Source organism: Candidatus Eisenbacteria bacterium, assembly GCA_035712145.1.
Lineage (GTDB): Bacteria > Eisenbacteria > RBG-16-71-46 > RBG-16-71-46 > RBG-16-71-46 > DASTBI01.
Genome location: DASTBI010000081.1, coordinates 1 through 24,100, shown reverse-complemented (window position 1 = coordinate 24,100; position 24,100 = coordinate 1). Strand labels below are relative to the sequence as shown.

The 24,100-nt window shown below is 65.5% G+C and carries 21 protein-coding genes; 7 read left to right on the top strand and 14 right to left on the bottom strand.

Annotation, left to right across the window (positions count from 1 at the left end; genetic code table 11):
• Positions 1-14: 14 nt before the first annotated feature.
• The 6 genes from VFQ05_04970 to VFQ05_04945 form a co-directional block, all read right to left on the bottom strand.
• Entirely contained in the window at positions 15-689 is a 675-nt protein-coding gene (locus tag VFQ05_04970) for a hypothetical protein (protein HET9326106.1), read from the bottom strand.
• A gap of 438 nt (positions 690-1,127) precedes the next feature.
• Positions 1,128-1,949, bottom strand: a complete 822-nt coding sequence (locus VFQ05_04965; protein ID HET9326105.1) for an SRPBCC domain-containing protein — start codon at positions 1,947-1,949, stop codon at positions 1,128-1,130.
• Positions 1,950-1,957: 8 nt separating this feature from the next.
• Positions 1,958-2,557: a helix-turn-helix domain-containing protein gene (locus VFQ05_04960; GenBank protein HET9326104.1), complete on the bottom strand. Its 600-nt coding sequence runs from the start codon at positions 2,555-2,557 to the stop codon at positions 1,958-1,960.
• A 53-nt stretch (positions 2,558-2,610) separates the two neighbouring features.
• Positions 2,611-3,069 (bottom strand): hypothetical protein, encoded by a 459-nt coding sequence (locus VFQ05_04955; GenBank protein ID HET9326103.1) that lies wholly within the window; start codon positions 3,067-3,069, stop codon positions 2,611-2,613.
• A 32-nt stretch (positions 3,070-3,101) separates the two neighbouring features.
• Complete coding sequence (locus VFQ05_04950; protein HET9326102.1) at positions 3,102-3,923, bottom strand: cyanophycinase; 822 nt, start codon at positions 3,921-3,923, stop codon at positions 3,102-3,104.
• Between the two features lie 31 nt (positions 3,924-3,954).
• Complete coding sequence (locus VFQ05_04945) at positions 3,955-5,562, bottom strand: acetate--CoA ligase family protein (protein ID HET9326101.1); 1,608 nt, start codon at positions 5,560-5,562, stop codon at positions 3,955-3,957.
• A gap of 324 nt (positions 5,563-5,886) precedes the next feature.
• Here VFQ05_04945 and VFQ05_04940 point away from each other — a divergent pair, with 324 nt between their 5' ends.
• Genes VFQ05_04940 through VFQ05_04930 form a run of 3 tightly spaced genes read left to right on the top strand, consistent with a single transcriptional unit; the run spans position 5,887 to position 7,101 of the window.
• The gene (locus VFQ05_04940; protein ID HET9326100.1) at positions 5,887-6,405 is read left to right on the top strand and encodes a DUF2975 domain-containing protein; all 519 of its coding nucleotides are present in this window, start codon (positions 5,887-5,889) and stop codon (positions 6,403-6,405) included.
• Between the two features lie 2 nt (positions 6,406-6,407).
• Positions 6,408-6,632, top strand: coding sequence for a helix-turn-helix transcriptional regulator (locus tag VFQ05_04935; protein HET9326099.1), 225 nt, complete (start codon positions 6,408-6,410; stop codon positions 6,630-6,632).
• Positions 6,633-6,645: 13 nt separating this feature from the next.
• A complete protein-coding gene (locus tag VFQ05_04930) occupies positions 6,646-7,101 on the top strand; it encodes a hypothetical protein (GenBank protein HET9326098.1) in 456 nt (151 codons plus the stop codon).
• Positions 7,102-7,125: 24 nt separating this feature from the next.
• On the opposite strand, the gene VFQ05_04925 is transcribed toward VFQ05_04930, so the two are convergent.
• Complete coding sequence (locus tag VFQ05_04925; GenBank protein ID HET9326097.1) at positions 7,126-7,440, bottom strand: YdhR family protein; 315 nt, start codon at positions 7,438-7,440, stop codon at positions 7,126-7,128.
• A gap of 218 nt (positions 7,441-7,658) precedes the next feature.
• Between VFQ05_04925 and VFQ05_04920 the strand changes: the two genes are divergently transcribed.
• Complete coding sequence (locus VFQ05_04920) at positions 7,659-8,183, top strand: hypothetical protein (protein ID HET9326096.1); 525 nt, start codon at positions 7,659-7,661, stop codon at positions 8,181-8,183.
• Entirely contained in the window at positions 8,183-11,464 is a 3,282-nt protein-coding gene (locus VFQ05_04915) for a lamin tail domain-containing protein (GenBank protein HET9326095.1), read from the top strand. Before VFQ05_04920 ends, VFQ05_04915 begins: the two co-directional genes overlap by 1 nt.
• A 66-nt stretch (positions 11,465-11,530) precedes the next feature.
• Here the strand turns inward: VFQ05_04915 and VFQ05_04910 are convergent, their stop codons facing one another.
• Both VFQ05_04910 and VFQ05_04905 read right to left on the bottom strand, forming a co-directional pair.
• Complete coding sequence (locus VFQ05_04910) at positions 11,531-12,037, bottom strand: hypothetical protein (GenBank protein HET9326094.1); 507 nt, start codon at positions 12,035-12,037, stop codon at positions 11,531-11,533.
• Positions 12,038-12,052: 15 nt separating this feature from the next.
• Complete coding sequence (locus VFQ05_04905; protein HET9326093.1) at positions 12,053-13,036, bottom strand: hypothetical protein; 984 nt, start codon at positions 13,034-13,036, stop codon at positions 12,053-12,055.
• A gap of 71 nt (positions 13,037-13,107) precedes the next feature.
• Here VFQ05_04905 and VFQ05_04900 point away from each other — a divergent pair, with 71 nt between their 5' ends.
• Positions 13,108-13,578: a DUF1801 domain-containing protein gene (locus tag VFQ05_04900; protein ID HET9326092.1), complete on the top strand. Its 471-nt coding sequence runs from the start codon at positions 13,108-13,110 to the stop codon at positions 13,576-13,578.
• Between the two features lie 38 nt (positions 13,579-13,616).
• Here VFQ05_04900 and VFQ05_04895 read toward each other — a convergent pair whose 3' ends face one another.
• Complete coding sequence (locus VFQ05_04895; protein ID HET9326091.1) at positions 13,617-14,381, bottom strand: DUF4239 domain-containing protein; 765 nt, start codon at positions 14,379-14,381, stop codon at positions 13,617-13,619.
• Positions 14,382-14,541: 160 nt separating this feature from the next.
• On the opposite strand from VFQ05_04895, the gene VFQ05_04890 reads away from it, so the two are divergent.
• Positions 14,542-16,236 carry a hypothetical protein gene (locus tag VFQ05_04890; GenBank protein ID HET9326090.1) on the top strand — a complete coding sequence of 565 codons (1,695 nt, stop codon included), beginning with the start codon at positions 14,542-14,544 and terminating at the stop codon, positions 16,234-16,236.
• A gap of 83 nt (positions 16,237-16,319) precedes the next feature.
• Here the strand turns inward: VFQ05_04890 and VFQ05_04885 are convergent, their stop codons facing one another.
• The 4 genes from VFQ05_04885 to VFQ05_04870 all read right to left on the bottom strand — a co-directional run bounded on the left by VFQ05_04885 (position 16,320) and on the right by VFQ05_04870 (position 23,980).
• A complete protein-coding gene (locus VFQ05_04885; GenBank protein HET9326089.1) occupies positions 16,320-17,036 on the bottom strand; it encodes a hypothetical protein in 717 nt (238 codons plus the stop codon).
• A gap of 226 nt (positions 17,037-17,262) precedes the next feature.
• Positions 17,263-20,076, bottom strand: a complete 2,814-nt coding sequence (locus VFQ05_04880) for a protein kinase (GenBank protein ID HET9326088.1) — start codon at positions 20,074-20,076, stop codon at positions 17,263-17,265.
• Positions 20,066-20,650, bottom strand: a complete 585-nt coding sequence (locus VFQ05_04875) for an RNA polymerase sigma factor (GenBank protein ID HET9326087.1) — start codon at positions 20,648-20,650, stop codon at positions 20,066-20,068. The genes VFQ05_04880 and VFQ05_04875 overlap by 11 nt, the downstream gene beginning before the upstream one ends.
• Before the next feature lie 117 nt (positions 20,651-20,767).
• A complete protein-coding gene (locus VFQ05_04870) occupies positions 20,768-23,980 on the bottom strand; it encodes an FG-GAP-like repeat-containing protein (GenBank protein ID HET9326086.1) in 3,213 nt (1,070 codons plus the stop codon).
• Between the last annotated feature and the right edge of the window lie 120 nt (positions 23,981-24,100).

Below are 24,100 nucleotides of genomic sequence, written 5' to 3'. Positions count from 1 at the left end.
GCTCGCGGCTTCCTTCAGAACCGGATCGTGATCGCCACTCCCGGGCCGGCTGACAGGAGAGCCGGCGACAGGATCACCGACGACATGGGCACCGGCGGAATCGCCGGTGACGTGAAAACCCTCCGCCTGCCGTGATGTTGGAGGTCCATCACCAGGCCCGTGACTCCTCCGATGCCGGCACCCCAGGCAGCCATGTAGTCGCGGGGGGCATCCGATCGGGGATCGCCTTCCTTGCCCGCATTATTCGCGGCGACGAGGCCCCACAGCGCGCCGCCGATCGCGCCGCCGATGGCGTTGTCCCACCAGCGATCACGGTCGTCCGGATAGTCGACCACTGAGACCGAATCGATCGGAATCAGTCTGCGGCCTCGTTTCGCGCGGACCTCGAGGCCCGTCTCTTTGATGCGCACGGGCCCAGTGACCCACTCGCCGTCCACGGTCAAGACATCGAGTGTGCCGAACAGATCGTATCTCTTCTTCATTTCTCCAAGGTCTGCGACGGGCACGGGCGGATGGCGATGAACGTACGGGTTGGGGCCATCACCGAAGGCAGCACCGACGAAAGCGATCAGCCCCACAGCGAGGGGGGTCGTCCAGAGCTGGGTTGGCTCGAAGGCTTTGTCCTGGCAGTAGCCGCTTGCGACCCCCCAGATCGCCCCCATGGCCACGGACGCCACGAGCCAGTCCACGATCTCCAGGTGGCCCGAGCCCTGTATGGTCGGCGGGCGCGTGTCGACTGGACCGACCGATGCTGCAGAGTGGCCGCTCGAAAGCTCGGCCAGGCGCAACGTGTCGGGCGGTGCCTCACCCGGAGCATCGGGCCCATTCCCCGCAATGGCGAAGAACCGCGCGAACTCCCCCGCGCATACGACTTCACGGGTGCTCGCTCCACTCGGATATCCCACGACAAACGCAAACGTGAGGATCAGAACCCGGCGCATGAGGCGGCCTCCATGGCGGGATCATTTGAGGGGGACGGCCGCATCATACGGCCTGGAAGACTCTGTACCCAGACGTCGAGCCACGAGGATCCGCTTCACCATCCCGCCGGCACCGGACTGATCCGTGTGAGTAGCCGGCGAGTAACTTGGCGCGGCGCCGAGGCTCAGCGGCGCCGCGCCGCGCAACTAAGACCCCGGCTGGCCGACCGGTGCGGGAAAGAGCCGAGCGAGCCACGCTTGCCACACCGGCGCCTCGCGTGTCGCGACACTGCGTGCTCCCTCGCCGTACAGGTAGAGACAGAGATACACGCACATCTGGCCGCCCATCGGCATCAAGGCAAGCTGCGCGGTGCCCGGCGCGGGTTCTTCGAGACGAAGCATGAGCTCGGGATCAGCTTTCTGACCCGCATGCTCGATGACAGCGGCAAAGCGTGGCGCGTCTCCGGATGACTTCGCCGCCTGGCCGACGGTTGCCTCCGTGATTCCCAGCCCGCGAGCGAGCTCCGCCCACACCTTCTCCCGCGGCTCGGGGGACATGGCCATGAGCTGGATCTGCGTGCACGGCTGGCCGCGGAAGTGCGCGAGATAGCGGCTCAGGATTCGGAAGAAGGCCGGCCATCCGCTCTCGACGCTCTCGAACTGCTTGTCCCAGTCGTCCGTGCTCGCGAACCAGCTATGGACGACGCGCACGCGACACGTTCCGCCGGCCTTCGCCTCGACCGTCCATTCGGTCGCCATCGCGGGTGACCCCGGGGCAATGCCTTCCTCGTTGCGGGCAGAGAAGCGGCGCGGAGGATCCCACTCCTGGATCTCCGCCTTCGACTCCATGCCCGGGCCGAAGTTCATGGAGATCGATCCCTTCTCGCGCTCTTCGAGCTGGGTAGGGACGAACCACGCGGTGATGCCCGGTCCGGTCGCAATCGCCTGCCAGACTTCTTCCGGTGTCCCGGGCACTTCGGTTTCGACAACGATGAAACGCCGTCCGGACGAATCTTTCTGAGTGGGCATGACCGCTCCTAGCTTCGGGACTTCCCGGGTGAAGGGTGGGCAACGAGGATGAGCCGGTGCGCGCGGCCTCCGGGAGCCGCCGCGTCGTGGTATCGCGCGACGAGCCCGGTGATGGCATCCGTGAGTTCCGCGGTGAATGCGGCGCGATCCGCGGGAGAACGAAATCGTACTTCGGTGTCGACGGCGAGCGTGGCGAGATGCTTGCCCTGCGCCTTCGAGCCGCGGATGAGCTCGGCGACCTCACGCACGACACGTGCGGCGAGGGCGATGAGATAGCGGGCCGAAAGTCGATCGGTGGCCCGGTCTGGATCACTGGCGGCGCGCCCCAACGCGGCCGGAGAGACCACGTAGGAGGCGGCGGTGGCGACCACGCGCCGCTCGACGATTCCACCCCAGCGTCGCTCTTCGACCGCGCGAACGAGTCCGTGAGCCTCGAGCGCCCGGAGATGGTAGTTCACCTTCTGGCGCGCGAGTCCCACTCGGCTCGCGAGCGATGCCGCCGAGCCGGGCTCGGCCAGCTCCGCCAGCAGGCGAGCGCGCATCGGATCGAGCGCCACGACGGCGGCGGCGGGATCGTCGATGACCTCGAGGTCGGCAACGGGCTTCATGGGCCGATTGGAGCATTGACAACTTTTGTTGTCAATAGTCCGTTTCTGGTCCTTCAGCGCGGCTCAGCGGCGCGCGGCTCGTCCCAGCGGTGCTCGACCATGACGTGAACGGCGTTGGCCGGGATCACGAAGCGCGGCATGAAGACCACGTGCAGCGAGTTCCGCGGTGACATCCGCCAGCCCAGACTCGGCACGGCCACGAGATCGAGCGGGCTCGAGTCCGAATAGCCGCTGATCACCCCGGCCATCAGCTCGAGCTGGAATGCGCCGCCCTCGAATGCCGGTACGGCCATTCCCCCGTACCAGCTCGCCCGGCCAAAGCTGTTGTGGAAACCTCCCAGTGTGAGGCCACCCTTCCAGCGCAGCGCCATGCCCAGGTTGGCATTGTTGAAGTCACCACGGTCGTGCCATGAAGCGACGTGGAGTCGCACGGCTTGCGGGAGGAGCTGCGCCAGCGCATCGCCGGGAACCGCGATGAGCATGAGCAGGAGAAAGAGCGGCCTTCGCTTCATCCATGGTCCTGTCCACGCACTTTCCCCCGGGCTCAATGAGCGGCGCTCGATCGGCGCGGCGCCTTCACTTTTCGCGCGGCGAGGTCGTAGCTCCATCCCTCGGTCAGCACGTGCAATCCCATTCCCGCGAACGCCAGGGGCCGGTCGTTCGCGCTGGAGCCGTTCCGCTTCGCCCCCATCAGCCGAGAGCCGTCCACGATGGTCAGAGCGCCTTTGCCAAAGACCCGGGCTCGTCCGGTGGAGTCGATGTCGACAGCGGTTCCTTCGTCGAGGCCGAACCCCAGCATCGCGGGGTTGAGGGATACGGCGGCAATCAACCGGCTCAGTCTTTCGCGCCGCTGAAAGTGTTGATCCACGATGATCCTGGGCAGCAGACCGAATCCGGTCGCCAACTCGACGGATGAGGGCTGAATCGGTTTCCTGCCTTCGCCCTGTGCGATCATCACCTGGCTCATGGCAGATGCCCCGGCGCTCGTCCCGCCCACATGAAGCCCCTTGCGGTGCCGCTCTCGCAGCCGCTTTTCGAATCGCCCCCCACCCATCACGGTCATGAGCTTCCGTTGAGAGCCGCCGCTGAAGTAGACGCCGTCGACACGATCGAGCATCGAGAGCAGTTTCGAGCTCTCCGACGCGGCGGGCTCCTCCGCGTGATAGATCGACACGTCACGCACGCCCACCTTGCGAAACGCAGCGGTGTATTCGCGGCGATGGACTTCAGGCGTGTCTGTTGCCGAGGTGATGACGAGCACGCGCGCCGACTTTCCGCCGCAGATGCGCGCGAAGTGCTCGATCAGTACGCGGTCTTTGTCCCGCCCATCCTTTCCACCGACGAGGAACAGTGTGCCTGGAGTCACGTTGGTTCTCGCCTTCCGCGCCACTTGAGTGCTATTGGACATTGGCCTGGCTGCGGCTCGCGAGCCTCCGTTCGATGTCGCCACGCTGGCGGCCCAGGCATAGCGCAAGTGCCGTGGCCTGGAGCACGGCGGGTTCGGGACCGTCGGCGTTCACGTGGCAGGCGCGAGCCTGCGGGTGAAGCGTCAAGCCGTAAGTTTCCGGATCCCTGGGGGCCATGACCACGTGGGAGCGCGCCGAGGCGACGACGGTGCTGAGCGCCCGGATGAGATCGGGCGATTCGATCGGCTGGTCGTTGACGATGGCGCACGCGTCGGCCCAGTCGTATCCGGGTCGGTGCAACAACGCATCGCTCAGAGGCATCTCGATGACCGCCACCTGCACCTCAGGATCGAGCAGCAACATTCGGGTTGCCGCAGGCCCATTCACTCCCCCTGCGTCGACGCGCTTTCCATTGATGAAGACCCCATTGTCCGCGGCCAGCCCCACGGTCGATCCATCGGCGCCGAGAAGGTCGGCCAGCATGCACGCCACGCTTCGCGTATCGCCGACGCCGGTCACGACGGCGATCGGGATCCGGCTGGAAGACCCTGGCGGAAAGAGCATGTCCAGGATGGGGGTGATCACATCGCGCGGCTGTCCCTCAGCCGGCCAAAGGTGCTTCCGAAGACCGGGTCGCGAGTTGATCTCACAGATCACACCACCCTGATTGCGCATCGGCTGCTCGATGTCCTCGACCAGCAAGTCCACGCCCGCGACATCCAGACCGATCGCCTTCGCAGCGCGCTCAGCGATCTCCCGGTTCTCCGGGTGGACCTGATCGGTCACGTCGATGGCCGTCCCTCCCGCGGACGTATTGGCGACTCGTTTGAGATACACGATCTCGCCTTGGTAGGCGATCGAGTCACGACGATAGTGGCGCTCCGCCAGGAGCCGATCGGTCTGGTCATCGAGCTCGATCCGGGTCCATGAGCCGTCCTGGCCGGCGGCGCGGCGCGGATCCCGGTTGGCTTGGCGAACGAGCTCCGCGACGGTGTGCGTTCCATCGCCCACCACGTGAGCCGGCACGCGCTTGGCCGCGGCCTCGAGCTTTCCGTTGATCACCAGCATGCGGTAATCGGCGCCGTGGACGTACTCTTCCACGAGCACGGAGCGCCCGAACCCGCGCGTTCTCTCGTAGGCCTCGCGAACCTGCTGAGGCGTGCGCACCCCGACGCTGACGGCATTGCCCATCTTGCTCCGGTTCGGTTTCACGACCACCGGGTACCCGATGCGCTCGGCGGCGGCGATGGCGTCATCTTTCCGGTAGACACGCTCGTACCTGGCCACGGGCAATCCAAGGGCCCGGAACAAGCGGCGAGCGTAGTCTTTGTTGGACGCGAGATCGTTGCCGATGACATTGGTGTGGCTGGTCTCGCTTCCGCTCATGCGCTGCTGGTTGCGGCCATGACCGAGTTGGATGAGCCGCCCCGCGATTCGGATGACCGGAATGTCCCGGGCCTCGGCGGCTTGCACCACCGCCGTGTCCTGCGCGGGTAACGCCTCCGGCTCCTTGAGCCGGACACGTGCCTTTGGCCGGCGCTCCCGCGCGGGTGAATCGACGGACGACGGTCTCGCAGGCTTGTCCGTTGTTCGCGTCACGTCCCTAGATTCCATGGAAGTCGTCCTTAGAAGTCGTCCTCGTCGGGGCAAGCCGACTCGCAGTCATCAGTCCAACATCCTTAGAAGCAGACCATCCCACGCGATCGAGGACAAGGACCGAGGTCCACTTCCCGCCGAATAAGCCTCATGGATTTGACACTCGGCCCATCCATCCCCCAGCCAGTCCCCACTGCCGAGAGCCCTTCTGTTCCGGGTCCCTAGGGCAACTTTTATCGTTTATCAACGTAATGCTTGACGATAATCGATACAACTGACATCGTTTATCGGTAAGACAGCCCTTCAACTGGGCGGAAGGAGTCACCGGTGAAAGACCCTCGAGCGTTATCCCTGTCCCGCAGGGTGCTCCGCGCACTGATGGTCGCGAATGTGGTCTATGGACTCGGGATCCTGGCGATGCTGGTCGCCAGCTTCGTCTCCGAAGGCGCCTTCTTCACGGCCATCGGGGTGAAGCAGGCCGAGGGCATGGATCGAATGTTCCGCGGTATGCGATGGATCATGGTCCTTGGCGTCGCGGCCGTGCCGATCGGCCAGATCATTCTGGCGCGCCTGCTGGCGATCGTCGACACGGTACGAGCCGGCGAACCATTCGTCGTTCAAAACGCCGCGCGGCTCAAGACGATCGCCTGGTGCGTGCTCGGCCTCGAAGGGCTGCACCTCGTCATCGGCGCGGTCACGGCGAGCTCGGCCTCTTCCCTGCAGCCGCTCGACATCGATTGGAACTTCTCGGTCACTCGCTGGATCGCCGTGTTGCTGCTCTTCGTGCTCGCGCGTGTCTTCGATCAGGGCGCACGCATGCGTGCGGACCTCGAGGGGACCGTCTGACCATGGCGATCATCGTCAAGCTGGACGAGGTGCTGCACAACCGGCACATGACGCTGACCGAGCTGTCCGAGAAGGTGGACATCACTCTCGCCAACCTCTCCATTCTCAAGACCGGCAAGGCGCGGGCGGTTCGATTTTCGACGCTCGAGGCGATCTGCGCCGCACTGCAATGCCAACCCGGCGACCTGCTCGCCTTCGACCCCGCAACCTCGGCAGAGAAAGGGTAGTCCGATGAAAGTCGTGTCCTGGTTCACACCCGACCACACGCGCTACGAGGGCGTCCGACCAATCCAGGTCTATCTCCTGCGCGTGTTCTATGTCCTCATGCCTCTCTTCGTCGGCACCGCGGCATGGCGATCGATCTTCACGCACCAGGGTCCATGGGATCCGGTCCGCGCGGTGGCGGTGTGTGTATGGGCCGCGTATCCGACACTGTCGATCCTCGGCATCCTTCACCCGATTCGGATGCTTCCGCTGTTCCTGTTCATGCTGGCGTACAAGATCATCTGGCTGGCCGCGATCGCCTACCCGTTGTGGAGGAGCGGTGCGTTGTGGGGCACTCCGACGGGTGACATCGCGAGGGACTTCCTCGGGCTCCCGCTTGCGGTCGTGGCGGTGCCGTGGGGCTACGTGCTCCGCACCTACGTGCTGCCGCCGAAGCACCGGTTGTCCGAGAGGGTCCGTGAAGCAGGATGATGCTGCTTTCGCGTCGAGGCCGGGTCATTGGTTCGCGGCTTGAAATGGCCCGCGTTCCGCGTGCAAGGGGTATAGCACCTCGTAGACTTCACGCCTGACTTCCTTCGCTTCATACGCAGCAGGGATGCTTCGCGCCAGATCGCTCTCGCGATAGGCATCGAGGGCCTGCCGGCTCTCAAAGAAATAGATCCCGCAGATGGCCCCCGATTCGTCGCGGCCATAGAGCTTCTGGATCAGGCCGGGCACCTGGAGAAACCGCTGCCGCCGCTCGAGCAGACGGCGATCGATTTCCCCACCATCCAAATTCGACGTGATGCGCACGAACAAAATGGCTGCCACTCGACCTCCTCAGGTTGACTGTCCAAGAGGCGTGGGCGGCGCCTCCCTCCTTGATTGCCGGCTCCCCCCAACACCCTCGCGCCATTGAAGCTAACGGGCGCGAAACCAGCCTTGTGAGGGCATTCGACGGCCGCGCTCAACTCCCAGTCAAGACCTCCTGGTGACCCTTGGTGGCGTTGATCCAAGCAGCGCCAACCCTCCCCCAAAGGAGTCACCCCGTGCATCGTTCACGGCTCATTCCGATCCTCTTCGCGATCTTCGTCGCGACGCTTCCGGCGGGCCACGCCGCTGGCACAGCCGGCTCATCGCCGCTCGCCGGCACGGCTCCCAAGCTTTGCAGTGCCAGTGTCATGCACCCGATCGGCGTGCGGGTCACGGCTCTCGACCCTGTCCGGCGGGGCTCGGAGTTGCGGCTCCAAGTGACGGCCATCGCGGCCCGCGAAGTGAGCAACGTGCAGGTCCGGATGGTGTCCGATGGCGGCGCCCCGCGCCGCAGCCCCGCTCTGGTATCGCTCGGCAACCTGGCTCCGGGCCGCCATGCCTCGGCGGTGTTCAGGCTCGCGGTGCCGCAGGGCAGTGCCCGGCACTACGTCGAGTTCCAGGTCCAGGGTGAAGGAGCGCGAGGACAGCTCACCCGTGGAGCCTGCTTCAACATCCTCCCCGACGGCCCGCTCGAGAGCGCGCGGATCGTGGAAACAGCGGGCGGCCGTGTCGTCGAGGTTGCCGCGCGGAGGATCGACTGATGCATCGCGCCTTCCTGATCGCGCTGGCAGTCCTTTCCACTTTGCCGGCAACCGCTGGCGCCTTCACGGTGAGCGGCCGTTTTCTCTACGAAGACCGCGTGTGGGACAAGGACGGATATACCGGGCAGGTACAGAATCTGCCTATCCGCCACGCCCGAGTGGAAGTCGTGGACCTCGCCGGCGGGTTGGCGCTCGCCACCGGAACGACAGACACCGCGGGTTTCTACTCGCTCGACGTCACGGGCCTTACCCTGCCCGTCAGCTTCTATGTGCGCTGCACCGCCGACGCGACACCCGCGGGTTACTACATCAAGGTGTACGACAATTTCGTCCGAGTGCCGACCGTCAGGATCGTCACAACCGGTGCAATGCTCTACGCCATTCGCACCGACAACACCCTGGCCCATTCACCCGCAAGCAACATCGATAAGGGCACCTTCGTGATCCAGGACGTCGATGGGAGCGGCGTCGCCCAGGCCTTCAACATCCTGGACAATGGCATCGACTTTTGGGACTGGATCGCCTCACCGGAGTTGAAGGGATCGCTTCCGACCGCCAACGACTCGCTGATCTTTGCCTGGAAGCCTCTCGGATCTCCAGGCAATGCGGCCAATGGGTTCGGCTCGAACTACTCGATGCAGGGGATCTACATCGGCGCGGACACCACGGACACGGACGGCTGGTCCGATACGGTCATCCTTCACGAAGCCGGCCACTGGTACGACGACCTGTTCTCGGGCGAGAACAATCCCGGCGGGGCGCACTTCATCGGCGACAACAACGCCAACGTCCTTCTCTCCTATGGCGAGGGTGCGGCGACCTATCACTGCGCCAAGGTGCGCGAGTATCGCGCTTTCCACCACCGCAATCTGATCGGCCAGCCGATCGACGATCATGTCAGTGTCTACGGCGACCTCATGATTCCGCCGCCGGTCGGCACACCCGGCGGTCTGTCGTTCGGCTACGACTTCGAGACCGGGAACTTCTCGAACGGCACGCCGATCGGGCAGCGCGGATCGGCCAATGAGACCAACGTGACCACGGCACTCTGGGACCTGATGGACGGTCCCGAGACCCCGGACGAGACCCCCGGAGCCGATGACGATGACGTGAACGTATCGGATTCCTATGCCTGGAACATCGAGCACCACCATCTCCGCAGCCTCTCGGCAAACATCACCGTGGAGGACTACTACCAGGGCTGGTTCCTGCTCAATGGCGCAACGTTCCTGAAGCCACAGGTGGATCATGTCTTCAACACGCTCGCGCAGATGCCCTGGCATGTCGACGCCTTCGAGCCGGACAACACGCTGACCACTGCCAAGCCGCTCACCATCCAGTCCCATGACGCCACCGTCGGGCACGTCGTCATCAGTGAGCTGGATCTGGGTCCACAGGATTGCGTCGAGCTCTACAACGCTTCACCGGCCGCGGTGGACATGACCGGCTGGCAGGTCCAGGTTTACGTCAACGACGACACCCAGCAGCAGGTCTCGCGGATCTACGTGTTCGACTCGTTCACGATCCAGCCGGGAGACGCCGTTGCCATCTGGGAGCGTGGCGACGAGAGCGACAATGGGCGATACCATCGTTACGCCGGATCCACGAATCCACAGGCCTTCAACGCGTCATGGGACGCCACAGTCGACGGCGCCTGTGTGTTGCGTAACGCGCAGATGGAGCCGGTCGACTTCGTGAAGTGGTCCGATCCTCTCGGCACTCCCAACGGCACGCCGGTGCCGGCCGGCACAGCGTTCACGGGAGCGCTGGGCCCACCGCCCTCGAACTCACTGCACCTGGCCCGGGACATTCACGGCACCGATACCGACTCGGCCTCGGACTGGAGCTATCGAGACGGTACGCTGGCGTCCGCCAACTACAGCAATCCCATCCTGCGAACGAGCTTCGATACCGGCGATCAGGACCTGTTCTCGTTCCAGGCTCTGGCCGGAACGCGCTACGGCTTCGAGGCACGCGGGCCCTACAGCGCCACCGATCCCCAAATCGAGCTGCTGTCTCCGACCGGCACTTCGCTCGGCGTGAACAACAACTCCGATCCTGGCGTGCGCGACGCCCGTCTGGATTTCTTCGCCGGCGTCGCGGGCACCTATTACCTGAGGGTGAAGCATGTCGGTGCGAACACCGACTGGGGCGAGTACGAGCTGGTCGGTTTCCAGCGCCCGCCCAACAACTCGCTGCAGGCTCCATCGGGCCTCAGCGCCACCGCCTCGCATACCTCGGACACTGCCGATCGGGTGGCGATTCAATGGCTCAACGCCTCCACCTACGATGCGGTCAACGTCTATCGCGACGACGTGCTGATTGCGACACTCGAAGGTTCACCTTCGAGCTACAACGACCAGGTGCCGCGCGGCCTCTACCGTTACGAGGTCTCCGGGAAGCGCGCGGAAACCGAGACCGCGCGGACCTCGGGTCATGAATTCGCGGGATTGATCGGCTGCCACGCCGAGGAGGATTTCGAATCCGCCTCGGCTGCGAATTGGATCATCGAAGGCGGCACCTGGGGCGTGACTCCGATCTCGTCCAGCGGAAGCTGGGGCTTTACCGACAGTCCCGCGGGGCTCTACACCGGCTGCCCGACGGGCGCCTCGGGGTGCACGACGAACGCGACCGCGACCTTCGGCGTGCCGGCGCTTCTGCCGCCCGGCTCGACGCTCGAGTTCGATCAGATCTGCGCCACCGAGAACGACTTCGATTACGGCATCGTCGAAGTTTCCGCCGACCACGGCACCACATGGAATGAGCTCGCGCGCTTCGACATGGGCGACGATCCCGCGTGGGGGACCGGTGTGGCGGATCCCTCGGCGTACAGGCACGCATCCCTGAGCCTTGGAGCGTTCGCCCATCAGATGGTGCAGGTTCGCTTCCGCTTGCAGAGCGATGCGAATCTCGAGTACGACGGATGGTACATCGACAACGTGCAGATCAACGATGAGAACTGCACGCCCGTGGTCGCCGTGACGCCTCCCGCCGCGCAGGTCTTTCGCTTGATGGCGCCATCGCCGAACCCCAGCTTCGGAAGGATGCGCTTCGCGTTCACGCTTCCTCGCAAGGAAGAGGTGGTCGAAGTCCGAGTCTTCGACGCGCTGGGTCGCCAGCTGCGCGCGGACAAGATTGGCCCTCTCGTGGCCGGCCATCACTCCTGGGAATGGAACGGCCGTGATGCCTCGGGTCGGGAAGTTGGCGCCGGCGGATATTTCGTTCGGCTGCAGGCAGGCGGCCTGATGCAGACGCGAAAGGCCTTCCGGCTATCTCGCTAGCTCGCCACCGCACGACGGACTTCCCGGTCTCGACGCCGGGAAGTTCGCCGTGACCCGTGCCTCGCGCTACGGCAGGTAGCGCGCCACGGCCATGGCGCCCGTCGACAGGAGAAGCAGAACCGTCACGATCACGCTCGCGATCGCCAACCGCGACTGGAGCTGCTGGAGTTGCCTGGTCTCCTCCGCAGTCGCCGGGCCGCCGCGCTTGTCCACAGCTTCGCCGATCGCGCTCATGCGGCGGGCAGCGGGCGCATTGATCACCATGCCCAGAACCAGCGCCAGGATCGCGAGGCCGCCCCCCATGCTGAAAGCCCGGCCCGCGCTGGAGCGCATCCAGACTCCAGGGTTGTCGCTGGCGAGAATGATCATGAGCCAGATTCCGGCCCCGACCGTGAGAATCGCGGAGCCCATCATGATCAGCGGCAATCTTCGCCGGCCCAGCTCTTTCATCACCGTCACGCCTGATGGGCCCGCTGCGCGCATGGAGGGCATGAGGACCACCGTCGTGAACAGGACGGATCCCACCCAGAAGACACCGAAGACGATGTGGATCAATCGCAGAATGGTGAACATCACGGCTCCTGTCGGCTACTTGTAACGCATGAACGGTTGGAGGTCATCGCGGGGGCTTGAAAGGGTGGCGCGCACGAGTGCCTGCGCGCGCTCATAGATCCACACGTCCCGCATCCCGGCGCCGCCCGAGCGCGAGGATTGGAAGGCGATTCGCTGAGCATCCCAGCTCAGCGAAGGATGGCGATCCTCTCCATCCGACTGAAGACCTGGGAGCGAAACGAATGTGCGGGCCTCGAGATCGTAGAGGTAGATGTTGTAACCACCGCCCGTGCTCGGACGGTTGGAGGCGAATGCCAGGAACCGCCCGCTTGGCGTGATCCACGGCTCGACGTCCTCATCAGGCGAGGCCAGATCGGGCAGTGTCAGGACGCCCGCGCTGTCGCGGTCCCACACCATCACATCCAAGTTGCCGGCGCGATCGGTGGTGAACGCGATCCTTCTGGCGGTGGAGTCGCACGAAGGAGAAAAGTCGCTGTAGGGGACCGTTCCGACGACCGGCAGCGAGACCGGCAAGGCCGGCGGCCAGCCTTCGGCCAGGAGGATGCGATCCACCGTGCCGTAGCGGCGCACGAACGCCAGGTGGAGCCCATCCCCCGAAGGCGCGGGTTCAGTTTCCGACAGCGACGTGTTCACGTTGGGGACCCCGAGGAACATGCGGTCCTTGAGATCGTAGGCAAGGATCTCGGAGTCGCCCGGCTGGTTGCGATCGGACGCGAAGAACAGCCGCTGACCTTCACCGCTGATGGCCGGATCGCGCTCTGAGCTCCCGCTGTGGTTGAGGCCGGCCAGCGGAATGATGCCCCGCATGTCGACATCGTAGAGATAGATGTCGGTGAGCCCCTGGGTGGATCCACGGTCGCTGACGAGTGCGATCAGGTGGTAGCCGGCGAGGCCAGCGGGTGGTCCCGTTACCGGCGATGGATTCTCGCTGCAGCCACTGAAGGCGGCCGCGATCGAGAGCAGGATGGCCGGCCTGAGCAGGCGCCACGCTCGGTTCATGGCGATACCATACACGGCGTCGACGACGCATACCTCAGCCAGCGACTGGGACAAGTCGTTATCATGGGGTGATGGAACAGAAGAAGTCGTCCAAGCCCCGCACGTCGTCCAGGAAGAAGCCCGCCCTCCTGGCGGGTGGCAACCCCAAGGTTGCGAAAGCCGAAGGCAACGCTCCCGTGAAGGCCTACCTCGCGGCAATTCCGGGATGGAAACGGACCGTGGGGCGTCGTCTCGACGCACTCATCGTGAGAACGGTCCCGGGGGTGCGAAAGGCGGTGAAATGGAACTCGCCTTTCTACGGCATCGAAGGCCAGGGCTGGTTCCTCGCATTCCACGTATACACCCGATACATCAAGGTCACCTTCTTCAGAGGCACATCGCTGCGACCGGTTCCGCCAGGAGGCAAGAGCAAGGAGGGGCGCTGGATCGACGTTCACGAAGACGATCTCGATGAGACGCAGATGGCGAAGTGGATCCGGCAGGCGGCTTCCATCCCCGGCTGGAACGGTGGATCCAACAGCTCCGGCGGTGTCGCGCTCTAGGCGCGGTACTCAGTCTGGCTCCTGGCAACCGCCGCCCCTCAATCCATCTCCGCCCGAACCTCTTCCAGCAATTGGTCGGCCTGATCGAGCCGTATGAAGCCGAGGCGTGGATATTCCATGTCGAGGCTGATGTAGACCACCGCGGCGGTGACCAGAGCGAAGCTCACGATGTGAAGCCAGCTTCGTTTCACCCGGCTCGACAACCGGAAGCCAGCGAGCAGAGCGCACAGGAGCCCAAGCACGAAGAGGATTCCGTAGACGATTCCCGGCGGGTGATTCTGCAATGACATCATCCTCGTGATGGTCATGCGGTACATCGAGTCGACCGCGGGCAGCAGCATCCGTGCTGCGGCGGGATCTTCGCTGGGAAGCCGGGTGGCCACAATGGCCTCTGCCCAGATCTCTTCTTGCAGCTGCTTCATTCTGGCGAGGGCGGGGGCTGCGGCCCGCCGATCCGGCAGCCGGCGATAGATCTCGAGACGGATGTCCACGTACTGGCGGAACTTCTCGCGCAGCTTCGGTTGCTCCTGGGAAGCCACGAAGTCGATGCACCGATAGGCCGTCAGGATCTCGTTGGCTTCCTCCGCGATGAGCATGCGCTTTTCCTGGAATCGCGTGGCCGCGCCGGAGAAGGTGAAGGCGATCAACAGACCGAAGAGGGCGAAGAGGGCGGTCTCGATCGTGCCCGGCTCCGCGTCGGACTTTGGGTGCGCCATGGCGAAGCGGTGCCCGACTTCCAGGAGGGCGAGCATGCCGGCGAACAGGAGCAGGGCGAAGACGAAGGGATGGATGGCTGGTTGCATGGCTCCCGCTCTTGCAAGGTGTCGAATTCGCCGGCCCGTCGCGGACCGGGATACTTAAGGCACCACGCACTCGGAGGCAACTGCCCGGCCAACCGCCTCCGCAACCGTACGAATCCGCTGGATCATTCTGCCCCGGCTGCCGACAACCCCCGGGGCCCATATGGACGATTCCAGAGATGTACTCGGTAACGAGCCAACCAGGCTGCTCCTCGAAGACGCTGAAGCGGGACGTCGCCAGCTCGCGGCCTCCGAGGTGGAGCGGCTCGACCGCGCCGCGCTGCTGAGCTTCCTCGCGGCCCGCGGAATCCCACCCGGCGGATGGCCGGAGTGGATCGAGATCCGTCCGGTGCTCAAGGCCGAGCTGTGGATGCGCATCCTCGAGTCGGCCAAGAAGGGCTGGGCCGCTCTCGCCACGCTCGCGGTCGACGACCTCGGGCCCGATGGCGAGCGATGGGAACCGGCGCTCGATGTCGCGCGGACCGGCATCGAGACCGCGAAGACCCGCGGCGGCACACCGCTCGACTGGCAGGAGCTCGCGTCCCGTCCCGCATACCCCGAGCTGCGACCGTTGTTGACCCAGTGGGCTCGCGAAAACGTGGTGCGCATGCGCGGCGACTGGGAGACCGCCTATTTCATCCTCGGCGACGATCCCGGGGGCACCGCTCTCGCGCGGGCGAACGTTCTGGGCCCCGTAGCCGGCCGGTTGGTGATGCGCATGTGCGAAGCGCTGCCTGGTCCACATGGAGAGCGCGCTGCCGCATGGCTCGATGCGTTGGCAACCAGCCCGCTCCGGGACGTGGTCCCGCTGGAGATCAAGCTCGACCTGCCCGCGGTTTCCGCATCATGGGCGGCGCTGGCCAGGCTGCGTGACACCTACGATGGAACTTCGCCGAGCGCCGAAACCGCACCGCTCGAGCAGAGACGCTTCCTCGACCGCGAGCTGAAGGCTTTGACCCAGCGCGATCCCGCCCGATCTCCGGACGTCGTGGCGCTCATGGCGCAGCTCGGCGGCGAGATGTCGGAGACCACGCTGAAAGCGTTGAGCAAGTGGACCAAGCCATCGCGACCCGAGGGCGCGGCTGCGGGAGCCGCATGGCTCACCGGGATCGCTGCCGCGGCGCGTGAGCAGACGGGAAAGCTGGCCCGGCTCGGAGCCAAGGCGGCGATCGAGCAGACGGGGAAGCTGGCGGAGCTCGGCGTCAAAGCGGCGCGTGAGCAAACCGGCAAGCTGGCTGAGTTCGGCGCCAGAGCGGCGCGTGAGCAGGCGGCGAAGCTGAGCCGTCCCAAGCCCAAGGGGAAGGCGAAGCCCAAGCCGGAACCGGAGCTGGAGCTGGAGCCAGCGCCTGCCGAGACAATCGCACCCGTCATCGCGGGCGCGGAGCCGACGGAGCTGCAGAAGAACCTGCTCGAGTGGGTTCGAGGCGGGAGCGCCGAGGACGATCGACTCGCCGACGAAGCGATGGTCCGCCTGTTCGAGGAAGGCACCGAGGAAGAGCGCCAGCAAGCCCAACAGGCGATCGCAGGCTTTGGAGATGGCATGCTCTATCGGCTGGCCGCTCGCGCCGCATTGAATCCGCGATTGCTGGACGGTGTGGGGCGCGTGGTCGACGAAACCACGCTCGACGCGATTCTCCTCGACGTCGTGCAATACGACCTGTGGGGATTCGCTCCAAAGGCCGCCGAGCGCCTGAGCCAGTCTTCTCGCGATGGCTCCTACGGCCCCGTGGACCAGGCCGTCATCCGGCTTCTGCGTGATGGGCCGGCCGAGGCGCGCGAAGCCCTGGCCAAGCACCTCGGCTCGATCGACCGCACCCTGCTCGGCGAGCTGCTCGGACCCGACCTCAAAGCGGGATAGGGCGACGGCCGAAGTCGCCGCCCCATCGCGGAGAGGTCACCGGACCAGCAACATCTTGTGCGTCTCCCTGAAGTCTCCCGCCGTCAGGCCTGCTGGCGGCGCGTCTTCTCCACTCGCGGCATCAGCAGCTGCGCCAACGCATCGAGGCGCTCGGACCAGAACGCCTTGGCTCGAGCCGCGGCTTCCTTGTCCTGAAGCTTGCGGTGCGCGACCTGCGCTGCGCTCTTGCGTTCACCCTTGGCGGTGAGCCAGATCTCGACCGAGCTTCCGTCCTTCCAGGTCATGCGCACGGAGCGGTTGGCGGTCGCCTTTCGCACCGTGAGGCCGGCACCCCGCAGCCAGCGTCCGCGCGTGCGCGGCTCACTGAACGCCTTGAAGAGATCGGCGACGGGCACGGCGAAGGTGCGGCTCTTCGTGGCTTCGTAAGCCCCACCGCGCCGCTGTCCGATCTCCCGCAAACCGAGGATGCGCTCGTACCCCACGGTGACGGTCTGCGCCCACCAGTCCTCGACCTTGAATTTCTCCTGCACGAACTCGGCGATCCTTCGGTGCGGCCATTCGCGCGCCCCGGCATAGTCGAGCGCACCCACCCAGCGCTTCCAATCGCATCCGGTCGCGGCCTTCACGGCCGCGTCGCTCATGCCGGCGAGCCTGGCGTAGTCGGCTGTGGGTACCGGCGCTGGGGGTGTCGATGAAGGAGTCTTGCGCTGGAGGAGTTGCGCGCGGGCGGCGGTGTAGGACTCGCCCGTCTTCTGCATGCGCCGGCGGACCAGGCGCTTGAGGTCCTTGTTGATCGGCATCGACGGCTCCTTGGTCATGCCACGGACGCGCACCCCCAGCGGCGACGCGTCTGCGGCGTCACCAAAGCCGAATGCCGACCCGGGAGTGTGCCCCCCTTTGCCTCGCGAGGGTCCATGCTGGGATGGACCGGAGAGGTTGGGCGTGGATCACCGCCGGACGGAACTATGAAACGGTGGTGGGTACCGCGCAACATGAAAGTCGTCAGCACGGGCGCCGAGATCGCTGCTACCGCTTCGCCAACGCTTCGGCCGACCAGTTCTGAACGACGGTGATCGTGGCGGGCGGAGCATCACCCTCCGGCACCATGACCAGGAATCGACGGTGGTCGGGTGACGGCGTGATCCACAGGCCATCCGGCGCCTTGAAGAGCGGCCTCGGGATGGCCGCCTTGAAATCGCCTCCTCCGGTATCGACCTGCACCGACCAGACCGTGCCGTCCGAGCTGAAGACGATGAGCTCCCGTCCATCGCTCGACCAGGAGCACCCAGCTGCTTCGGAGGCGGAGATTTGGTGCTGCTTCCCCAGGCTCGGGAACGATTGAACGTAGAGCTGATTCATCCCCGTCTTGTCGGAGATGAAGGCGACCCATCTTCCATCCGGTGAGGGTCGGCCACTCAGCTCGATCTGGCGACTACGGAGATACGGGACGGCCCTGCGCTGGCCTAGCATCGCGAGGTACCACACGTCCCAGGCGGTTTGCGGCTCCGCCTGCTGGAAGAACAGGAAACGGCCATCGGCCGACCAGGACTCGACCTCCTTGAACTGAGCCGTCGATTGAAAGACCACGTGCTCCGGCGTGGCCTTGCCGAGGTCCTTCACATAGATGTTGGTCACGCCGTCACGGTTGGAGCTGAAGGCCACCTGGGCGCCGTCGGGCGACCACGCCGGAAGTCCGCCGATCCGCGACTGTGACCTCGACGTGACTCGAGTGGCCGACCCAGTCTCGGAATCGATGGTCCACAGGTCCACCACCGTTGGGGAGGTTCGGCGCACGACGAGGATGCGCTCACCTTCGGGAGAGATGGTTCCCTTTTCGTAGCGACCCTCGGGCGCTGCAATGGCGCCAATCCGGCGCCCAGACCGGTCCACCCACAGCAGCTGGGTATCAGGAAGCCTGGCGTTCAGATGAGCGAGCACGCCGTTACGCGATGCGGATGCCACCCGCTGTCCCACGCTCTGTTGGGTCTCGGCCGATGGGCCGATGGCGATGGGATCTCCCGCCACGCGGAGCTGTCCGGAATCGAATCGCTGAGCCATCAGATGCCCGTCGCGACTCAGGATGAGCCAGTCCTTGCCGGCCACGGTGGGCGCGGCATCGGACCGAGTCAGGAGCTTGCGCTTCGGTGTATCGGTCGACGATACGAACACCTCGTGCCCGCCGTCGCGAGACGGAAGCGCCACGAAGAGGAAGTGCTTTCCGTCGGGAAGGAACTGGGGCCAGCGAAGCGCCGTCTCCTCCCGGGTCGTGTCCGGCTTCTCGATCACGGTGGCCGCACCGCCATCCGGCGAAACGCGGCACAAGGGACCGGTGGGGACCGGCGCGAACACGATGGCATCCTTCCCCCATGTGCCCCCGCGCGCATCCGGCGCGTCGCACAGGATCTGGGGAAGTCCTCCCGCCACGGCGATCTTCTTCAGCTTGTCCTGAGCGAAGAATCCGATGTGGCGGCCGTCAGGAGACCAGAATGGCCCTGTGGAGCCATCGGTTCCTCCGAGCTGACGCGCCGCAAGCGCGTCGAGCGATCTGACCCAGATCGAGTTCGTGCCGCTCGAGTCACCGACCACGAATGCGATCTGCCGACCGTCCGGAGAGACGGCCACGTTCGCGGGGTTCCCGCTCAATGACCTGTTGGGTGGTGGATCGATCGAGAAGCGCGTGACGGGCGGTGAAGGGAGCGGCATCAGCGTACGCATCAAAGCCACGGTGGAAAGAACGACGAGGACTGCGCCGGCTGCGATCGCCACGGCGGCGAGCGGACGCCTCCAACGACTCGCCGTCATGGATCGCACGGCATGCTCGAGCGCCACGGTCATCTGCGCGGCACTCGCGAACCGCTCCTCCGGGTTCGGGGCCATGGCCCGGTCGATGGCCTGCACGAGCTGCTGGGGAGCGTCCGGCTGTTCGCTCTCGAGCGTTCTGGATGGACCTTCGGCGGCTTCGATCTTCAGCTCCTCGACATTGCTTGCATTGAACGGAGAACGACCCGTCAGCGCCCAGCGCAGCGTCACGCCCAGCGCATAGAGGTCGCTCCGCGGCGTCGCCGGCTCTCCGGACAGGACTCCCGGCGACATGAAGATGGGTGTGCCGGAGGCTCTCCATCTCCCGCTCAGAAGCTCCCATCGTTGTCCGAGACCGAAGTCGGTGAGGACCACGCGGCCAGTGGCCTCGAGCACCACGTTGGCCGGTTTGATGTCGCGGTGCACCAGGCCGGCGGACTCCACGGCTTCGAGCGCGCGACACAGAGCGAGCCCGATCCGGACCACTTCGAGCGCAGGCAACGCACCACGCCGTTCGATCTCCGCGGCGAGGGTCGCCCCCTCGAGGAATTCCATCCACATCCCGACGCGGCGGTCATGGTCGGCGATGCCGTACACGACGACCACGCTAGGATGGCGCACGCGGGCGAGAGCGCGAGCCTCCTCGAGCAACCCGGAATCGTGGAGGCCCGTGGGCTCCGAGTCTTTCACTTGCAGGAACTTCAGAGCCACTTCGCGCTGGAGCCACCGATCCCAGGCCCGCCACACTTCACCGTTCGCTCCGGCTCGGGCGAGCTCGAGGACCGTGAGGTCTCCCCATTGCGCGGGCGTGAGCCGGCCGCGGGATTCGGCGCCATCGGCTCCGTCGCCGGAACCTCCATGGACCCGCGAGCTGGCGTGGAGCATGCGATACCCGCGCGCGACTCGCTCGATATCGCGCAACGCATCGATGCTGGCCTTGTCGGATTCGTCCGCCGCGCTCGATTCAGCCAGCTCCCAATTCACGCGATCTCCGTCGGAGATCGATCCGGTCACGGCATCGACGGGATCGTCAGCGCTCATGGCCCATGACCTCGGCGAGCTTCTTCAGCGCGCGCTTCACCCCCATCCGGGCTGCATCGGGGCTGGGTCGGTTCATGGCGGCGGCGATGTCTTCGTAGCCGAACTCCAGCTCGAGCCGGAGGTGCAGGAGGAGGCGGTCGTCCGCGGACAATTGGGAGCAGGCATGTTCGTAACGCTGGAGCAGATCCCTGCCGATGAGCTTATCGAGCGGAGAGGCGTGCGGATCCGCCATCGCCTCCGAGATCGGCTCGGATCCCGCGCGCCTCGTCGCCCAGCGCACCTCGTCCACGATGCGATTCTGGATCGCCCGACGGACGTAGGCCTGAAAGCTTCCCGGTCCCCCGATCTCGATCTGATCGAGCATCTGCAGGGCTTTGAGCAGCGTCTCCTGGACCAGGTCGCTGGTCTCGAACAGCGAGCGCGCGTGGGCGGGCAGGCGCCCGCACGCCCATCGGTGGAGTCGCGGCAGGTAGCGCGCCATGAGCGCGTCCAGCGCGGCAGCATCGCCCTGCTTCGCATCGCGGAGCAGGTCGACGGTGAGGAGAAGATCAGGCGCTGGAGATTCGGGGGACATAAACCACCAGCGAAGCGAGCCGAACGGCACGAGTGCCCGGAACTGGCTCCGAGCGCTCGCAATCTTACCACGGCCGCTCCGCTGATGGTCGCCCGCGTCGAGGTCCCCGGGCGCGCCTCAGCGCGCCAGCGCCAGCTTTCGGGTGAAGGTCCTGTCCGCGGCGGTCATACGGACCAGATAGACGCCGTTTCCTTGCGCCACCCCCGACTCGTCCCGCCCGTCCCACTGAAGACGATGCCTCCCGGCTGGCCGGTCGCCGCGCTCGAGCACGCGCACCCGGCGCCCCATGAGGTCGAATACGGCGACCTCGACATGGCACCGCAGCGGAAGCGCGAAGCTCAAGCTCGACTCGGTGGAGAACGGATTGGGAATCGCGGGACCGAGCTCGGCTGCAGTCGGCATCGCGCCGGCGTCTTCCACCGCGACGGTCGAGGTCGCGAAGGACGACCCCAGGAAGCCCCCGTCGATCGCCTGAACGGACCAGTAATACGGACCCGGCGGCAGGGCCAACACCGTCCACGAGAACCGTTGCTGCGCATTGCCGAGCTGCACGACTCTTCGATAGCCGCTTGCACCCGCCATCGAGGGGACGATCTGGTCGCCCCCCGGCGTCGTTCCCACCCGCAGGTTGTAGCTCACACCCAGCGGCGGAGTGCGGTCGTCGCCGGTCGGAGCCCAGCTGAAAGTGACCGAGCCCCCGTTCCGCACCGCGGAGAGATTCCCGGGAGGATTGGGAGGTGCGTTGGGCGGCACACCGTCGTTCCGATACACCCTCGTGGGGCCATTCCCAGCAGTCAGGAGATCCAGATCACCATCGTTGTCGAAATCTCCCCAAGCCGCTTCCCGAGATGGGACCACGCTTGAAAACACGTGGGAGAAGGTGCCGCCTCCATCGTTTCGGAAAAGCCCAAAGTCATCGCTTCCCGTGGCGAAGAAGTCCAGGTCGCCATCATTGTCATAGTCAGCCCAGCTCGTCGACCGTTCCCAAGGAGCGCCACCCCCATTTGGAGCCGAGAACCCGAGTGCGAAAGATGCACCTCCATCGTTTCGATATACCCTGGTGGCCAACGGTCCGGTGAGCAGGACATCCAAGTCTCCGTCGTGGTCGTAATCACCCCAGGCGACGGAACCCGAATTGAAGCCGGCAAACGCGGCGGGGACGAGCACGAACCCATCCTCGCTGTCGTTGCGATAGAGCAACGTGAGCATCCCGCTCTCGTCGCCTGCACCCCCCATCAGAAGGTCGAGGTCGCCGTCATTGTCGTAATCACCCCATGCCGTGGCGAAAGCCCCTCCCGCCAAACCCGTCACAACCTCCAGGAAGCCGTCGTCCCCGTGGTTGCGATACAACCTCGTCGAACCAATGCCGTCCGCCTCCAAACCCGAGATCAGAATGTCGAGGTCTCCATCGTTGTCGTAGTCGGCCCAAGACACTGAAGAGTACGCAAACCCCACCAGTCCTGCTTCGATGTCCGTGAACGTCCCGTTGCCTTCGTTTCGATAGACCTTCGAGCGTGGCCCATTGATGAAGATGCTGTCTCCAGCGATGAGGATGTCGAGGTCCCCGTCGTGGTCATAGTCCCCCCACGCGGCGGAGCCGAATCGGGCGCCCATGATCGCGGCGCCGATGTCGACGAAGGACCCGCTCTGATTTCGGTAGATCTTCGTCATCGGCAACGCTGCCGGTACGTCAGCCCCCGTGAGCAGCATGTCCAGGTCACCGTCGTTGTCGTAGTCGCCCCAGACCGCCGCCCCCCCCGAGCCCCCTTCGAACGGAGCGAGCGACGCGTGCTGCCTGAATCCCTGTACCCAGAAGCGTTGCTCCGGCGCGAAAGCGGACCCGGCGAAAGCGCCGTCGACGGCCTGAACGCTCCAGTAGTAGTCCCCCGCCGGCAGCTGCAGATCGAGCTCAGTCTTCGCGTTACCCAGTCGGACGACCCGGCGGTAGCCATTGCCGCCCGACATGGGCGACACCGTCTGGAACCCGCCCGGCGTGGTGCCGATGCGCACGTTGTAGGTCATCCCCGGCGCAGGTGTCTGTCCATCGCCGCCCAAGCCCCAGCTCAGCGAAACGAGCGAAACGTTCACCGTGGCCCCGAGCGTACTGGGAGGTTCGGGGATGGTATTCGGCGGCGCCCCGTCACTCCGGTACAAGCGGGTGCGAGGCGTCATGCCCGAGTCGCGGCCGGTGAGCATGATGTCCAGGTCGCCGTCGTTGTCGTAGTCCCCCCAGGCCAGGGAGCTGGCGTCCACGTTCAGCAAGCCGGCGCCGGCATCGGTGAACGTCGGGGCCGGCCCGCCACTGTTGAGATAGAGCTTCGAAAAGACTGCCGAGAGCGTGGAACCCGAGATCAACAGGTCGAGGTCGCCGTCGTTGTCGCAATCGCCCCATGCGGCCGACCCCAGCTGCGCACCGGTCAAACCGGCACCGATGTCGACGAACGTTCGGGGTGGTCCTGGGTCGTTTCGGTAGATCTTCGTGACGATCCCGGTGCCGTCGAACCCGGTGACCACGATGTCCAGGTCGCCGTCGTTGTCGTAATCCCCCCATGCGGCCGCGTTCCCAAGCGTGTTGGGCAACCCGACGTTGACTTCCGTGAAGATCATCGAGCCGTCGTTTCGATAGAGCTTCGTGACGCGATCCGCCCCGGTGAATCCGGTCAGCAGGATGTCGGGATCGCCGTCGTCGTCGTAGTCGCCGAACGCGACGACGCCCGAGTTCGTGCCGGTGAGCCCGGCGCCGGCGTCGGAGAAGGTAGGATTCGCGCCACCGCTGTTCCGATAGATCCTGGCGATCCTCGTGAGGCCATCGTCGACGCCGGTCAACACCAGGTCGAGGTCGCCGTCGCGATCGGCATCGCCCCATGCGGCCGAGCCGGCGTGAACGCCGGTCAGTGAGGCGACGTGGAGCAACGTCGGGTTGGCTCCGCCGCTGTTGCGATAGATCCTCGCCACCGATGCCTCACCCGTAATCAAGCCGGACAGGGCCAGGTCGAGATCGCCGTCGTTGTCGTAGTCGCCCCACGCCAGGGCGCCGTTCCTCACGCCGATCAGTCCGGCCCCGACGTCGCTGAAGGCCGGACTCATGCCACCGCTGTTACGGTAGAGCTTCGTGAGTCGCGTTCCGCCCGCATCTTCTCCCGCGACCACGACGTCGAGATCCCCGTCGTTGTCGTAGTCCGCCCATGCCACCGCGGATACCCACACGTCGGTCATTCCAGCGCCGACATCCGTAAAGGACACCGCGAAGGCTGGACGCCCCATGAGGGCCAGCAGGATCGGGGCGATCGACGCGATGGCGAGCGACCATCCCGCTGAGGGAGCGCGCATGGCAGTCCTCCTCCGTCTGGACTGAGCAGGGCGCGCAACGGGATGACTCGGGTGGCGGACCCGCTCAATCCTCAGCACGTCCGAACGGAGGAGAACGAACAGCGGGATGGGGTGACTCCG

Bases quoted from the DNA above. Each gene is read 5' to 3' on its own strand.
- VFQ05_04965 (HET9326105.1), bottom strand. From the start codon at position 1,949: ATGCCCACTCAGAAAGATTCGTCCGGACGGCGTTTCATCGTTGTCGAA.
- VFQ05_04960 (HET9326104.1), bottom strand. From the start codon at position 2,557: ATGAAGCCCGTTGCCGACCTCGAGGTCATCGACGATCCCGCCGCCGCC.
- VFQ05_04955 (HET9326103.1), bottom strand. From the start codon at position 3,069: ATGAAGCGAAGGCCGCTCTTTCTCCTGCTCATGCTCATCGCGGTTCCC.
- VFQ05_04935 (HET9326099.1), top strand. From the start codon at position 6,408: ATGGCGATCATCGTCAAGCTGGACGAGGTGCTGCACAACCGGCACATG.
- VFQ05_04915 (HET9326095.1), top strand. From the start codon at position 8,183: ATGCATCGCGCCTTCCTGATCGCGCTGGCAGTCCTTTCCACTTTGCCG.
- VFQ05_04910 (HET9326094.1), bottom strand. From the start codon at position 12,037: ATGTTCACCATTCTGCGATTGATCCACATCGTCTTCGGTGTCTTCTGG.
- VFQ05_04905 (HET9326093.1), bottom strand. From the start codon at position 13,036: ATGAACCGAGCGTGGCGCCTGCTCAGGCCGGCCATCCTGCTCTCGATC.
- VFQ05_04900 (HET9326092.1), top strand. From the start codon at position 13,108: ATGGAACAGAAGAAGTCGTCCAAGCCCCGCACGTCGTCCAGGAAGAAG.
- VFQ05_04895 (HET9326091.1), bottom strand. From the start codon at position 14,381: ATGCAACCAGCCATCCATCCCTTCGTCTTCGCCCTGCTCCTGTTCGCC.
- VFQ05_04890 (HET9326090.1), top strand. From the start codon at position 14,542: ATGGACGATTCCAGAGATGTACTCGGTAACGAGCCAACCAGGCTGCTC.
- VFQ05_04885 (HET9326089.1), bottom strand. From the start codon at position 17,036: ATGCCGATCAACAAGGACCTCAAGCGCCTGGTCCGCCGGCGCATGCAG.
- VFQ05_04880 (HET9326088.1), bottom strand. From the start codon at position 20,076: ATGAGCGCTGACGATCCCGTCGATGCCGTGACCGGATCGATCTCCGAC.
- VFQ05_04875 (HET9326087.1), bottom strand. From the start codon at position 20,650: ATGTCCCCCGAATCTCCAGCGCCTGATCTTCTCCTCACCGTCGACCTG.
- VFQ05_04870 (HET9326086.1), bottom strand. From the start codon at position 23,980: ATGCGCGCTCCCTCAGCGGGATGGTCGCTCGCCATCGCGTCGATCGCC.